Origin of the sequence: Pseudomonas sp. ABFPK, assembly GCF_001586765.1 — a bacterium.
Lineage (GTDB): Bacteria > Pseudomonadota > Gammaproteobacteria > Pseudomonadales > Pseudomonadaceae > Aquipseudomonas > Aquipseudomonas asiatica.
This window is the reverse complement of sequence record NZ_LQXW01000078.1, coordinates 140,922-154,386: the sequence shown is the minus strand read 5'-3', so window position 1 is coordinate 154,386 and position 13,465 is coordinate 140,922. Positions and strand designations below refer to the sequence as shown.

The 13,465-nt window shown below is 65.2% G+C and carries 10 protein-coding genes; 6 read left to right on the top strand and 4 right to left on the bottom strand.

Features of this window, described 5'->3' with window-relative positions:
* The first annotated feature begins 10 nt into the window (after positions 1-10).
* The 4 genes from peaB (at position 11) to WM94_RS27355 (ending at position 4,725) form a co-directional block, all read left to right on the top strand.
* The gene (peaB, locus tag WM94_RS27370) at positions 11-1,441 is read left to right on the top strand and encodes a quinohemoprotein amine dehydrogenase maturation protein (protein WP_061552593.1); all 1,431 of its coding nucleotides are present in this window, start codon (positions 11-13) and stop codon (positions 1,439-1,441) included.
* A 1-nt stretch (position 1,442) separates the two neighbouring features.
* Entirely contained in the window at positions 1,443-1,766 is a 324-nt protein-coding gene (gene qhpC, locus WM94_RS27365; protein ID WP_004375838.1) for a quinohemoprotein amine dehydrogenase subunit gamma, read from the top strand.
* A gap of 32 nt (positions 1,767-1,798) precedes the next feature.
* A complete protein-coding gene (gene peaD, locus WM94_RS27360) occupies positions 1,799-2,920 on the top strand; it encodes a quinohemoprotein amine dehydrogenase subunit beta (protein ID WP_061552592.1) in 1,122 nt (373 codons plus the stop codon).
* Between the two features lie 131 nt (positions 2,921-3,051).
* A complete protein-coding gene (locus WM94_RS27355; RefSeq protein WP_061552591.1) occupies positions 3,052-4,725 on the top strand; it encodes a fatty acid CoA ligase family protein in 1,674 nt (557 codons plus the stop codon).
* A gap of 169 nt (positions 4,726-4,894) precedes the next feature.
* On the opposite strand, the gene mobA is transcribed toward WM94_RS27355, so the two are convergent.
* The 3 genes from mobA to WM94_RS27340 all read right to left on the bottom strand — a co-directional run bounded on the left by mobA (position 4,895) and on the right by WM94_RS27340 (position 9,847).
* Positions 4,895-5,470 (bottom strand): molybdenum cofactor guanylyltransferase MobA, encoded by a 576-nt coding sequence (mobA, locus tag WM94_RS27350; RefSeq protein WP_061552590.1) that lies wholly within the window; start codon positions 5,468-5,470, stop codon positions 4,895-4,897.
* A 61-nt stretch (positions 5,471-5,531) separates the two neighbouring features.
* Positions 5,532-8,660, bottom strand: a complete 3,129-nt coding sequence (locus WM94_RS27345; RefSeq protein ID WP_015270564.1) for an efflux RND transporter permease subunit — start codon at positions 8,658-8,660, stop codon at positions 5,532-5,534.
* A gap of 11 nt (positions 8,661-8,671) precedes the next feature.
* Entirely contained in the window at positions 8,672-9,847 is a 1,176-nt protein-coding gene (locus WM94_RS27340; RefSeq protein WP_061552589.1) for an efflux RND transporter periplasmic adaptor subunit, read from the bottom strand.
* A 272-nt stretch (positions 9,848-10,119) separates the two neighbouring features.
* Here WM94_RS27340 and WM94_RS27335 point away from each other — a divergent pair, with 272 nt between their 5' ends.
* Complete coding sequence (locus WM94_RS27335; RefSeq protein WP_061552588.1) at positions 10,120-10,821, top strand: response regulator transcription factor; 702 nt, start codon at positions 10,120-10,122, stop codon at positions 10,819-10,821.
* Between the two features lie 6 nt (positions 10,822-10,827).
* On the top strand, positions 10,828-12,126 hold the full coding sequence (locus WM94_RS27330) for an ATP-binding protein (protein ID WP_061552587.1): 1,299 nt from the start codon (positions 10,828-10,830) through the stop codon (positions 12,124-12,126).
* Between the two features lie 116 nt (positions 12,127-12,242).
* On the opposite strand, the gene WM94_RS27325 is transcribed toward WM94_RS27330, so the two are convergent.
* Positions 12,243-13,334, bottom strand: a complete 1,092-nt coding sequence (locus WM94_RS27325; protein WP_061552586.1) for a diguanylate cyclase — start codon at positions 13,332-13,334, stop codon at positions 12,243-12,245.
* Positions 13,335-13,465 lie beyond the last annotated feature (131 nt).

Below are 13,465 nucleotides of genomic sequence, written 5' to 3'. Positions count from 1 at the left end.
GGAGGTCGCCATGGGCGCGCTACTGAACCTGGTCGAACGCAACCTGCATGAAGTGCAGGTCGACGCCGACCGCATGCTGTTCCATATCCCCAGCAGTTCGCTGTTCACCGCCGACGGGGTGACCGGCGGCATCATCGACACCCTGCGCCAGCAAGGCTGCTCGGCCGAGGAGCTGATGCAGCGCCTTGGCCAGCGGTTTGCCGGCAGCGATATCCAGGACACCCTGCGCGAGCTGATCGCGCTGGAACTGGTCAGCGACGGCTCGCCGCTGACCCCGGAAATCGCCCTCAAGCAGGTCGAGCGCACGGCGCTGAACACCGTGGTGCTCAACGTCAACACCGGCTGCAACCTCAGCTGCACCTACTGCTACAAGGAAGACCTGGACAAACCGTCCGCGGGCAAGAAGATGAGTACCGCCACCGCCGAGGCTTCGGTGGAGATGCTGCTCAAGGAGTCGCCCGACGAGCAGCGCTACAGCGTGGTGTTCTTTGGTGGCGAGCCGCTGTCCAACCGGCCACTGATCGAGCACATGGTCGCCTACTGCGAGCGGCGCTTCGCCGAGGCGGGCAAGCAGGTGGAATTCATCATGACCACCAATGCCACCTTGCTCAACGAAGAGATCGTCGACTGGCTCAATGCCCATCGCTTCGGCCTGTCGATCAGCATCGACGGCCCCAAGACCGTGCACGACCGCAACCGCATCACCGTGGGCGGGCAGGGCACCTATGACGTGGTGCGGCGCAAGGTCGACATGCTGCTGTCGCGCTACCACAGCCGCCCGGTGGGCGCGCGGGTCACGCTGACCCGTGGCATCACCGATGTCGAGACCATCTGGAACCACCTGTTCAACGAACTGGGCTTCGCTGAAGTCGGCTTTGCCCCGGTCACCTCCGGCGACATGGCCAACTTCAACCTGACCGGCGAAGAGCTGGTGCAGGTGTTCGCCAACATGAAGGCGCTGGGCCGGCGCTACCTGGAGGCTGCGCTGGAGCACCGCAACATCGGTTTCTCCAACCTGCACCAGCTGATCACCGACATCCACGAGGGCCACAAGAAGGCCCTGCCGTGCGGCGCCGGGCTGAAGATGCTGGCCGTGGACCATGAGGGCGAGCTGAACCTGTGCCACCGCTTCACCGGCTCCAGCCTGCCGACCTTCGGCAATGTGCACCAGGGCGTGAAGCAGGCGCAGCTCAACGACTTCCTGTCGCAGCGCCTGGACCGCAGCAACACCGGCTGCGACAGCTGCCGCATCCGCAACCTGTGCTCCGGCGGCTGCTACCACGAAAGCTATGCCCGCTATGGCGACCCGCAGCACCCGACCTACCACTATTGCGAACTGATGCGCGACTGGGTCGACTTCGGCATCGAAGTCTACAGCCGCATCATGGCCGCCAACCCGGCCTTCATCGATCGCTACATTACCCCGCGGAAGGCGCACTGACATGAAGCACTTGAAGCCCCTGAACAACAAGGCGCGCATCCTCGAGCAGGCCGCCGCCGAAGATCGCGTCGAAGAAGTCATGGCCATGAGCGCAGTGGCGGGCTGCACCGCCACCACCGACCCGGGCTGGGAAGTGGACGCCTTTGGTGGCGTGAGCTCGCTGTGCCAGCCGATGGAGGCCGACCTGTATGGCTGCTCCGACCCTTGCTGGTGGCCGGCCCAGGTGCCGGACATGATGAGCACCTACCAGGACTGGAACGCCCAGGCGAGCAACTCGGCGGAAGACTGGCGCAACCTCGGCACCGTGTTCCCGAAAGACAAGTGACCGGCCCAACAAGAATGACAAGGGGAAACCGCATGAAAGCTGGACGCTGCGCGTCACTCGCGCTCACCATCGCCGCCACGGCCTGTGCCGGGCTGGTACAGGCCGCCGACACCGGGCCGGCGTTGAAGGCTGGCCACGAATACATGATCGTGACCAACTACCCGAACAACCTGCACGTGGTCGATGTGGCCAGTGACACGGTGTACAAGAGCTGCGTGATGCCCGACAAGTTCGGCCCCGGCACCGCGATGATGGCGCCGGACAACCGCACCGCCTACGTGCTCAACAACCACTACGGCGACATCTACGGCATCGACCTGGACTCCTGCAAGAACACCTTCCACGCCAACCTGTCCAGTGTGCCGGGTGAGGTGGGCCGGTCGATGTACTCGTTCGCCATCAGCCCGGACGGCAAGGAAGTGTACGCCACGGTCAACCCGACCCAGCGCCTGAACGACCACTACGTGGTCAAGCCACCGCGGCTGGAGGTGTTCAGCACCGCCGATGGCCTGGAGGCCAAGCCGGTGCGCACCTTCCCGATGCCGCGCCAGGTGTACCTGATGCGAGCGGCGGACGATGGCAGCCTGTACGTCGCCGGGCCGGACATCTACAAGATGGACGTGAAGACCGGCAAGTACACGGTGGCCTTGCCGCTGCGCAACTGGAACCGCAAAGGCTACAGCGCCCCGGACGTGCTGTACTTCTGGCCGCACCAGAGCCCGCGCCACGAGTTCTCGATGCTGTACACCATTGCCAGGTTCAAGGATGACAAGCAGGACCCGGCCACCGCCGATCTGCTGTATGGCTACCTGAGCGTCGACCTGAAGACCGGCAAGACCCACACCCAGGAATTTGCCGACCTGACCGAGCTGTACTTCACCGGGCTGCGTTCGCCGAAAGACCCGAACCAGATCTACGGCGTGCTCAACCGCCTGGCCAAGTACGACCTCAAACAGCGCAAGCTGATCAAGGCGGCGAATCTGGACCACACTTACTACTGCGTGGCCTTCGACAAGAAAGGCGACAAGTTGTATCTGGGCGGTACCTTCAACGACCTGGCGGTGTTCAACCCGGATACGCTGGAGAAAGTGAAGAACATCAAGTTGCCGGGTGGGGACATGTCCACCACCACGCCGCAGGTGTTCATCCGTTAGCTCCAGGATGGCTTCACTGGCCTCTTCGCAGCACAAGGCTGCTCCTACAGGCTACTGCACTCCACTGTAGGAGCAGCCTTGTGCTGCGAAGAGGCCCGCTCAATCAACACAAGAACAACAAGAGACCGCCCATGCCCCAGCCAAGCTACTCCCAGGGCAACCAGGACAAACCCCTGCTTACCCAGTGCATCGGCGACGCCTTCGACACCACCGTCGCCCGCTTCCCCGACCGTGACGCGCTGGTCGTCCGCCACCAGGCACTGCGCTACACCTGGCAGCAACTGGCCGAAGCCGTCGACCAGCACGCCCGTGCGCTGATGGCCCTGGGCGTGCAGCCCGGTGACCGCCTCGGCATCTGGGCACCCAACTGCGCAGAGTGGTGCATCACCCAGTTCGCCAGCGCCAAGGTGGGCGCGATCCTGGTCAACATCAACCCGGCCTACCGCTCCAGCGAACTGGACTACGCCCTCGGCCAGTCCGGCTGCCGCTGGGTGGTCTGCGCCGACGCGTTCAAGACATCCGACTACCACGCCATGTTGCTGGGCCTGGTTCCGGGCCTGGCCAGCAGCCAGCCGGGCGCCCTGATCTGCGAACGCTTCCCCGAACTGCGCGGTGTGGTCAGCCTGGCCGTCGCGCCACCGGCGGGCTTTCTCGCCTGGCACGACCTGCAGGCCCGTGCCGCGGCCGTCAGCCGCGAAGCCCTTGCCGAGCGCCAGGCGCAGCTGCGCTGCGACGACCCGATCAATATCCAGTACACCTCGGGCACCACCGGTTTCCCGAAAGGCGCCACCCTCAGCCACAGCAACATCCTCAACAACGGCTACATGGTCGGTGAAAGCCTGGGCCTGACCGAGCATGACCGGCTGGTGGTGCCGGTGCCGCTGTACCACTGCTTTGGCATGGTCATGGCCAACCTCGGCTGCATGACCCACGGCAGCACCCTGATCTACCCCAACGACGCCTTCGACCCATTGGCCACCCTGCGTGCGGTGGCGGAAGAAAAGGCCACTGCCTTGTACGGTGTGCCGACCATGTTCATTGCCGAACTGGACCACCCGCAGCGTGACGAATTCGACCTGTCCAGCCTGCGCACCGGGATCATGGCCGGCGCCACCTGCCCGATCGAAGTGATGCGCCGGGTTATCGGCGAGATGCACATGGCCGAGGTGCAGATTGCCTACGGCATGACGGAAACCAGCCCGGTGTCGCTGCAGACCGGCGCCAGCGACGACCTGGAACGCCGCGTGACCAGCGTCGGGCGCACCCAGCCACGGCTGGAGAACAAGGTGATCGATGCCGATGGCAACACGCTGCCGCGGGGCGAGATCGGCGAATTGTGCACGCGGGGTTACAGCGTGATGCTGGGCTATTGGAACAACCCCAAGGCCACGGCCGAAAGCATCGATGAGGAAGGCTGGATGCACACCGGCGACCTGGCGGTAATGGACGAGCACGGCTATGTGCGTATTGTCGGGCGCAGCAAGGACATGATCATTCGCGGCGGCGAGAACATCTACCCGCGCGAGCTGGAGGAGTTCTTCTTCACCCACCCGGCGGTGGCCGATGTGCAGGTGATTGGTGTGCCGTGCAGCAAGTACGGTGAAGAGATCGTGGCCTGGGTGCGGCTGCACCCGGGGCATACGGCCAGCGCGGAGGAACTGCGCGATTGGGCGAAGGCGCGGATCGCGCACTTCAAGGTGCCGCGGTACTTCCGCTTTGTCGATGAGTTCCCGATGACGGTGACCGGCAAGGTGCAGAAGTTCCGCATGCGCGAGATCAGTGTCGAGGAGCTGTCTGCCGGGTGAGGTGTCGCTTGTACCGGCCTCTTTGCGGGTAAACCCGCTCCCACAGGTACTGCACAGGCCTCAAGGGCAGTGGAGAACCTGTGGGGAGCATCTACTGCCTGTACTGGCCTCTTCGCGGGTAAACCCGCTCCCACAGGTATTGCACAGGCCTCAAGGGCAGCAGATGACCTCAGCCTTGCAACAACTCCGGGCTGTTGAAGTTGCTCAACCTGCGATCATCGTCGGCACATTCCAGCCCCTGCACCGCTTCACGCAACAAGGCCTTCTGCAAACTCCGCTCGCCCGCCGCCCAGGCCTGCTCCAGCACCGGCAACACCCGGCGTGGCAGCACGCTGAACATCGGCTGCCAGTACCCACCCTGGCGCACCATGGCCGCACTGTCACTGGTCACCGCCAGGTGCAGCAGGTCCTCGATCAACCCCCGGTCAACCAGCGGTGCATCACAGGCCAGCAGCACCACCCATTCATGCCGCGCCACCTTGAGCCCGGCAATCACCCCCGCCAACGGCCCGGGGTAGTCCGCCTCGGCATCGCCCACCAACTGGTCGGCATACGCCCGGTAGGCTTGCTGGTTACGGTTGCAGGAAATCACCAGGTCATCGCTGAGCGGCCGTACCACGCGCTGCACATGCGCCACCAGCGGTTCGCCCTGCCAGTCAACCAGGCCCTTGTCGCGGCCGCCCATGCGCTGGCCGCGGCCACCGGCGAGAATGAGGATGGAGCAGGGGGGCAGGGCATCAGGCATGAAAAAGGGTTCCGGGCAGTCAATGCCGGGAACCCTCCCATTTCACGCGGGGCTTGTCCAGTCAGCTGTCGCTGGTCACGGCCTGCGTGTCGGCATTACCCGCCTGGCGTCGCCCGGCAAGGCGCATCACCACCACGAAGAACACCGGCACGAACACCACGGCCAGGGTGGCGCTGAGCATGCCGCCGATCACCCCGGTACCGATCGCCTTCTGGCTGGCCGAGCTGGCGCCGCTGGCAATGGCCAGCGGCACCACGCCCAGGATGAACGCCAGCGAGGTCATCACGATCGGCCGCAGTCGCAGGCGCGCGGCCTGCACGGCAGCGTCAGCGGCATCCACGCCCTGGTCGACCAGGCTCTTGGCGAACTCGATGATCAGGATGGCGTTCTTCGCCGACAGGCCGATCAGGGTGATCAGGCCGACCTTGAAGAACACGTCGTTGGGCATGCCGCGCAGCGTCACCGCCAGCACCGCACCGAGCACGCCCAGCGGTACTACCAGCAGTACTGCGGTGGGGATCGACCAGCTTTCGTACAGCGCTGCCAGGCACAGGAACACCACCAGCAACGACAGCGCCATCAGCATCGGTGCCTGGCTGCCGGACAGCCGCTCCTGCAGCGACAGGCCAGTCCATTCCAGGCCGGCACCGGCCGGCAGCTGGGCCACCAGGCGCTCGATTTCGGCCATGGCTTCGCCCGAACTGTAGCCGGCTGCCGGTTCGCCGGAAATCGACACCGCCGGGTAGCCGTTGTAGCGGGTCAGCTGCACCGGGCCGCTGACCCACCTGGCCTGGACGAAGGCGCCCAGTGGCACCATCTTGCCGCTGTCGTTGCGCACGTGGATCTTCAGCAGGTCTTCGACCTGGCTGCGCTGGTCGCCTTCGGCCTGCACCACCACCCGCTGCATGCGGCCCTGGTTGGGGAAGTCGTTGACGTAGCTGGAACCCACGGCCACGTCCAGCACCGAACCGATATCGGCAAACGATACGCCCAGGGCGTTGGCCTGGCGGCGGTCGATTTCCAGTTGTACCTGCGGGCTTTCCGCCAGCGAGGCTTCGCGCACGTTGGTCAGCACCTTGCTTTTGCCGGCATTTGCCAGCAGCTCGTCGCGGGCGGCCATCAGCTCGGCGTGGCCCATGCCGCCGCGGTCCTGCAGGCGGAACTCGAAGCCGGTCGACTCGCCAAGGCCGTCGATTGGCGGTGGCAGCACGGAATAGGCCACGGCGTCCTTGAGCTGGGTAAAGGCCATGGTCGCGCGGTCGGCGATCGACTGGGCGCTGTCGTCGGCACCGCGCTCGGACCAGTCCTTGAGCGTGGTGAAGGCCAGTGCCGCGTTCTGCCCGCTGCCCGAGAAGCTGAAACCCAGGATCAAGGTGGTGTTACCCACGCCGGGCTCTTCGGCGTTGTGCGCCTCGATCTGTGCCGCCACCTGTTCGGTGCGCATGCGGCTGGCGCCTGGCGGCAGCTGGATGTCGGTGATGGTGTAGCCCTGGTCTTCGGTGGGCAGGAACGCCGTGGGCAGCTGGCTGAAGCCATAGCCCAGCACTGCCAGCAGCAACGCATATACCAGCAGGTAGCGGCCGCTGCGCTTGAGCGCCTGCACCACCCAGCGCTGGTAACCGTTGCTCATGCCCTCGAAGCGCCGGTTGAACCAGCCGAAGAAGCCCTTGCGTTCGTGGTGCTCGCCCTTGGCCACCGGCTTGAGCAGGGTGGCACACAGCGCCGGGGTCAGGCTGAGGGCGAGAAACGCCGAGAACAGGATCGACACTGCCATCGACAGCGAGAACTGCTGGTAGATCACCCCCACCGAGCCTTGCATGAAGGCCATGGGCAGGAACACTGCCACCAGCACCAGGGTAATGCCGACGATCGCGCCGCTGATCTGGCCCATGGCCTTGCGCGTGGCCTCCTTGGGCGGCAGGCCTTCTTCGGCCATGATCCGCTCGACGTTCTCCACCACCACGATGGCATCGTCGACCAGGATGCCGATGGCCAGCACCATGCCGAACAGGGTCAGCACGTTGACCGAGAAGCCCATGGCCAGCATTACGGCGAAGGTGCCCATCAGGGCCACCGGCACCACCAGGGTCGGGATCAGGGTGTAGCGCAGGTTCTGCAGGAACAGGAACATCACCGCGAACACCAGCAGCATGGCTTCGAACAGGGTGTTGATGACCTGCTCGATCGACACCTTGACGAATGGCGAGGTGTCGTAGGGGATGTCGTACTTGACGCCTTCCGGGAAGTAGCGCGCCAGGTCCTGCATCTTCGCCCGCACCAGGGTGGCGGTTTCCATGGCGTTGGCGCCCGGCGACAGCTGCACGCTGAAGGCGGTGGCCGGCTTGCCGTTCAGGCGCGTGCCGTACTGGTATTCCTGGGCACCGATCTCGACCCGGGCGACATCGCCGATGGTCACCGTGGAACCGTCCGGGTTGGCACGCAGGACAATCCCGGCGAACTCCTCGGGGGTGCTCAGCTGGCCCTTGACCACCACGTTGGCGGTGATTTCCTGGGTGCCACGGGTGGGCAGGTCACCAATGCTGCCGGGGGCCACCTGGGCGTTCTGCGCGGCGATGGCCTCGGCCACGTCGTTGGGCGTGAGGTTGAAGCCGATCAGCTTGCGCGGGTCGATCCAGATGCGCATGGCGCGTTCCGAACCGTACAGCTGGGCCTTGCCGACGCCCTTGAGGCGGCGGATTTCGTCCATCACGTTGCGCGCAAGGATATCCGACAGGGCGGTTTCGTCGAGCTTGCCATCTTCGGAGGTGAGGGTGGCTAGCAGCAGGAAACCGGTGGAGACCTTTTCCACCTGCAGGCCTTGCTGGGTTACCGGGCGCGGCAGGCGCGACTCGACCACCTTCAGGCGGTTCTGCACGTCGACCTGGGCCAGGTCCGGGTTGGTGCCCGGGGCGAAGGTGGCGGTGATGGTGGCGCTGCCCAGGCTGCTCTGCGACTCGAAGTACAGCAGGTTGTCGGCGCCGTTGAGTTCCTGCTCGATCAGGCTGACCACGCTCTCGTCCATGGTCGCCGCCGAAGCGCCCGGATACACGGCGTAGATTTCCACCTGCGGCGGGGCCACGTTGGGGTACTGGGCCACCGGCAGTTGTGGGATGGCCAGGGCACCGGCCAGCAGGATGAACAAGGCGACCACCCAGGCGAATACCGGGCGGTCGATGAAGAATTGCGGCATGAATCAGGCCCTCACTGGCCAGTGTGCTGTGCGATGGGCGATGCCCCTGATGCGTTGTCGACCTGCACCTGGTCACCGGCCTTGACGTGTTGCAGGCCTTCCACCACCACCCGCTCGCCGGGGGCCAGGCCTTCGCTGACGATCCAGCGGTCGCCCTGGGCGCTGCCCAGTACTACCTGGCGGTCGCTGACCCGGGCCTGCGGGTCGACCACCAGCACCTTGGGCACGCCAGCGCTGTCGCGCAGGATGGCGCGCTGCGGCACGCTCAGGCCCCTGGGCTGCACGGCCTGTTCCAGGCGCACGCGCACGTAGCTGCCGGGCAGCAGGTCGAGGTCCGGGTTGGGGAACTCGCTGCGCAGGGTGATCTGGTTGGTGCTGGGGTCGACGCTGATGTCGGAGAACAGCAGTTTGCCCGGCAACGGGTAGGTGCTGCCATCGTCCTGGATCAGCGTGGCCCGGGCCTGGCCGTCGCCCACCTGCTGCAGCTCGCCGGCGCGCATGGCGCGGCGCAGGGCGTTGAGCTCGCGGGTCGACTGGGTGACATCGGCGTGGATCGGGTCCAGCTGCTGGATGGTCGCCAGGGGCGTGGTCTCGTTCTGCCCGACCAGCGCACCTTCGGTGACCTGGGCGCGGCCGATACGGCCGGAAATCGGCGCGGTCACGGTGGCGTAGCCGAGGTTGAGGCGGGCGCGTTCCAGGGCGGCCCTGGCCTCGGCCACTGCGGCATCGGCCTGCAGGTAGCTGGCCTTGGCGTTGTCGTATTCCTGGCGGCTGACGGCCTTGTCGTCGACCAGTTCGCGGTAGCGCTGCTCCTGCAGACGTGCCTGGTACAGGGTGGCCTCGGCCTTGGCCAGGGTGGCGCGGGCGCTGTCGTGGTCGGCCTTGAACGGCGCCGGGTCGATCAGGAACAGCACATCGCCCTGCTTGACGTCGCTGCCTTCGCGATACACCCGCTTGAGCACAACGCCCGCGACACGTGCTCGCACTTCGGCGGTGCGCGGCGCGAGGATACGGCCGCTGAGCTCACTGCTGATGGCCAGTGGCTGCAGTTGCAGGGTTTCCACCCGCACTTGCGGGGTGGGGGCCTGTTCTTCCTGTTCGGCGCTGTCGTCGCAGCCGGCCAGGGACAGGCTCAGGAACGCCAGAAGCGCCAACGGGCGCAAGCGTGGGGGGAGGGTAGTAGACATACGGATCTTCCGATGATGACCGCCGGTATGCTACGGCAGGCGTTCCTTGCGTGGCTGTTAATACCTGTAGGACGAGTGTGAAAAAGTGTGAAGAACAATCCTCTCGACCTGTAGGGTTCTATATTCTGCGTGTACCTGTACCGGCCTCTTCGCGGGTAAACCCGCTCCCACAGGGACCGCACAGCATCTGGAACCTGTGCAGTCCCTGTGGGAGCGGGTTTACCCGCGAAGAGGCCGGCAAGGCCTACCACAACCCAGACTTCCAAGCACCTATGCCGAATATTTTCCTGGTCGAAGACGACAGCGCCCTGTCCGAACTGATCGCCAGCTACCTGCAACGCAACGACTTCCATGTCCAGGTGATCGCCCGTGGCGATCATGTGCTTGACGAGTACCGCCGGCGAAAGCCCGACCTGGTCATCCTCGACCTGATGCTGCCGGGCATCGACGGCCTGCAGCTGTGCCGCCTGCTGCGCCAGGAGTCGCAGGGCCTGCCGATCCTGATGCTGACCGCCCGCGACGACAGCCACGACCAGGTTCTGGGCCTGGAAATGGGCGCCGACGACTACGTGACCAAACCCTGCGAACCGCGCGTACTGCTGGCCCGCGTGCGTACCCTGCTGCGTCGCAGCAGCGTCAACGAGCCGCGCCTGGACAACGACCTGATCCTGATCGGTGGCCTGCGCATCGACCTGGCCGAGCGCACTGTGAGCTGGCGCGGCGAAGAGGTGGAGCTGTCCAGCGGCGAGTACAACCTGCTGGTGGTACTGGCGCGCAATGCCGGCGAAGTGCTGAACCGCGACCGCATCCTGCAGCAACTGCGGGGTATCGAGTTCAACGGCACCGACCGCTCGGTGGATGTGGCCATCTCCAAGCTGCGGCGCAAGTTCGACGATAACGCCGGCGAAGCGCGCAAGATCAAGACTGTGTGGGGCAAGGGCTACCTGTTCAGCCGTGTCGAGTGGGAGTGCTGACCGCCCATGCTGAAGATTCTGGTGCGTCTGTACCTGGTGATCATCGTTGCCTATGCCGGTGCGCTGTTGTTCATCCCCGACACCATCGTCGGCCTGTTCCAGGACCGCTTCATGGCCTACAACCTGGACCAGGCCAAGGGCGTGCAGTCGCTGATCGTGCGCCAGTTCCGCCAGGCCCCGCGCGAGCAGTGGCCGGCGGTGGAGCAAGAGCTGGCCAGTGATTTCGCACCGCTGGAACTGCAACTGCTGCGCATGGACCAGGCCGACCTGAGCGAGGACGAGCAGGCGCGCCTGGAGCACGGCCTGTACGCCGTGCGCATCGCCGAATGGGGCTACTACGAGACGGTGCTGGCGCCGCTGGACAAGGAATGGCTGGTGCGCCTGCACTCACCGCCAGACCCGCTGGATATCAACGTGCTGTCGTGGGGTGTGACCGTACTGATCGGTGCAGCCATGCTCGGTTGCCTGCTGCTGTGGGTATGGCCGCACTGGCGCGACCTGGAGCGCCTCAAGGAAACCGCCCGGCGCCTGGGCCAGGGGCAGATGGCCGAGCGTACGCACATCTCGCCGCACTCCAACATCGGTGAGCTGGCTGGGGTGTTCGACACCATGGCCAGTGACCTGGAACGCCACGTGAACCAGCAGCGCGAGCTGCTCTATGCGGTGTCGCACGAGTTGCGCACGCCGTTGACCCGGCTGGACTTCGGCCTGGTGCTGCTGTTCGACGAAGTGCCGCCGGCCAGCCGCAAGCGCCTGCTGGAGCTGGTGGGGCATGTGCGTGAGCTGGATGAGCTGGTGCTGGAACTGTTGTCCTACAGCCGGCTGTACAACGCCGACCAGGCCCGCGAGCGGGTCGAGGTGTCGTTGCTGGAGCTGGTCGACAGCGTGCTCGGCGGCTTTGCCGAGGAGCTCGATGGCCGGGGTATCCAGTGGGAGGTGCGGGCCGAGGGGGATTTGCCGCGTTTTGTGCTGGACCCACGGCTGACGGCACGGGCGGTGCAGAACCTGGTGCGCAATGCCATGCGTTACTGCGACGAGAGCCTGTTGCTGCGCTTGCGCCTGGAAGACGATGGCGCCTGCCTGGTGACGGTGGAGGATGACGGGATCGGTATTCCGGTGGAGGAGCGCGAGCGGATTTTCCAGCCGTTCTACCGCCTGGACCGTAGCCGTGACCGCAATACCGGCGGGTTTGGCATGGGCTTGGCGATCAGCCGGCGGGCGATCGAGGGGCAGGGTGGCACCTTGACCGTGGCGCAGTCGGCGCTGGGTGGCGCGCAGTTCCGGATTCGCTTGCCTGCCGGGTGATGGGCTGCCTGTGCCGGCCCTTTCGCGGGTGAACCCGCTCCTACAAGGGCCGTACAGATTTCACACACTGTGGAGCACCTGTGGGAGCGGGTTTACCCGCGAAAGGGCCGGGCCTGCTAATCACTTTCTGCCAGCCGGGCAGACCACAGCACAAACCGGTCCTTGCCACTGTGCTTGGCCTCGTACAGCGCCTGGTCGGCGCGCACCAGCGCCGTGGTCAGGCTGTCGCCCTGGTCCACCCGGGCCAGGCCAATGCTGATGGTTACCGGGTGTTCGCCAACATCTTCACGTACTCGTTGGCACAGCGCCGCCACTCGTTGCTCGGCGCCTTGCTGGTCCAGCCCCTGGAAAAAGATCGCGAATTCTTCACCACCCAGTCGGGCAAACTCGTAACCGGCCATGCTCGCCTTGATATGCAGGGCCACGCGCTTGAGTACTTCATCGCCCACGTCATGGCCAAAACGGTCATTCACCCGTTTGAAGTTGTCGATGTCGATCATCGCCAGGTACTGCTCGGCCGTGGCCAGGCGCAGCTGGCGGTCGGCCTGGGCCATGAACGAACGGCGGTTGGGGATTTCGGTCAGGGCATCGACATAGGCCTGGTCCAGCAGCACCTTGGACAGGTAGAAGTTGTGCAGCTTGGCCTTGCGCATCTGCAGGTAGCTGTAGATGACCAGGCCGCTGAGGAACACCGCGTAGCTGAACAGCATGGCGCCTTCGAGTGCGTCCGCTTCGATACGGGTGTGGTAGAACGGGTTGAGCACCACCCAGGTGATGGCCATGGCGCAGAAGAACGACCAGCGCCGCACCGGTAGCACCGAAACGGCATACAGCACGGTGGACACCCCGAGCACCAGCCATACCGAGCGCTGGGCCACCGGGATGCCTTCGATCACCAGGCGCATGCCCAGGGTGATGGCGGCGATGAACAGCAGGTTGAGTACATCGAAGTGATGGCTGCGACGGGTGAACCGCAGCACCACGGTGAGGCTGCCGAGCAGGGTGATGAACAGATAGGACAGCCAGGTGAAACCCTGGCCGCCGAGGAAGCTGACGATCAGGTCGAACACCAGCCAGATCAGGATGCTGACGCAGAATACCAGCAGGCAGAACGGGCGCATGACCTCGAATTCGTGCTGGCGGAATTCGGCGCGCAGGGCGGCGGGGGCGACCTGTTTGCGAACGTGGGCTTCGATGGTCTTGAACATTCGGGCTCCTGTGAGTACTGCTATGCCAGGCCCGGCCCTTTCGCGGGTAAACCCGCTCCCACAGGTCTTCCACAGCGCTGGAAATCTGTGCGGTCCCTGTGGGAGCGGGTTTACCCGCGAAGAGGCCAGGC

Coding starts and splice junctions, on each gene's coding strand:
- peaB (WP_061552593.1), top strand. CDS start 11: ATGGGCGCGCTACTGAACCTGGTCGAACGCAACCTGCATGAAGTGCAG.
- qhpC (WP_004375838.1), top strand. CDS start 1,443: ATGAAGCACTTGAAGCCCCTGAACAACAAGGCGCGCATCCTCGAGCAG.
- peaD (WP_061552592.1), top strand. CDS start 1,799: ATGAAAGCTGGACGCTGCGCGTCACTCGCGCTCACCATCGCCGCCACG.
- WM94_RS27355 (WP_061552591.1), top strand. CDS start 3,052: ATGCCCCAGCCAAGCTACTCCCAGGGCAACCAGGACAAACCCCTGCTT.
- mobA (WP_061552590.1), bottom strand. CDS start 5,470: ATGCCTGATGCCCTGCCCCCCTGCTCCATCCTCATTCTCGCCGGTGGC.
- WM94_RS27345 (WP_015270564.1), bottom strand. CDS start 8,660: ATGCCGCAATTCTTCATCGACCGCCCGGTATTCGCCTGGGTGGTCGCC.
- WM94_RS27340 (WP_061552589.1), bottom strand. CDS start 9,847: ATGTCTACTACCCTCCCCCCACGCTTGCGCCCGTTGGCGCTTCTGGCG.
- WM94_RS27335 (WP_061552588.1), top strand. CDS start 10,120: ATGCCGAATATTTTCCTGGTCGAAGACGACAGCGCCCTGTCCGAACTG.
- WM94_RS27330 (WP_061552587.1), top strand. CDS start 10,828: ATGCTGAAGATTCTGGTGCGTCTGTACCTGGTGATCATCGTTGCCTAT.
- WM94_RS27325 (WP_061552586.1), bottom strand. CDS start 13,334: ATGTTCAAGACCATCGAAGCCCACGTTCGCAAACAGGTCGCCCCCGCC.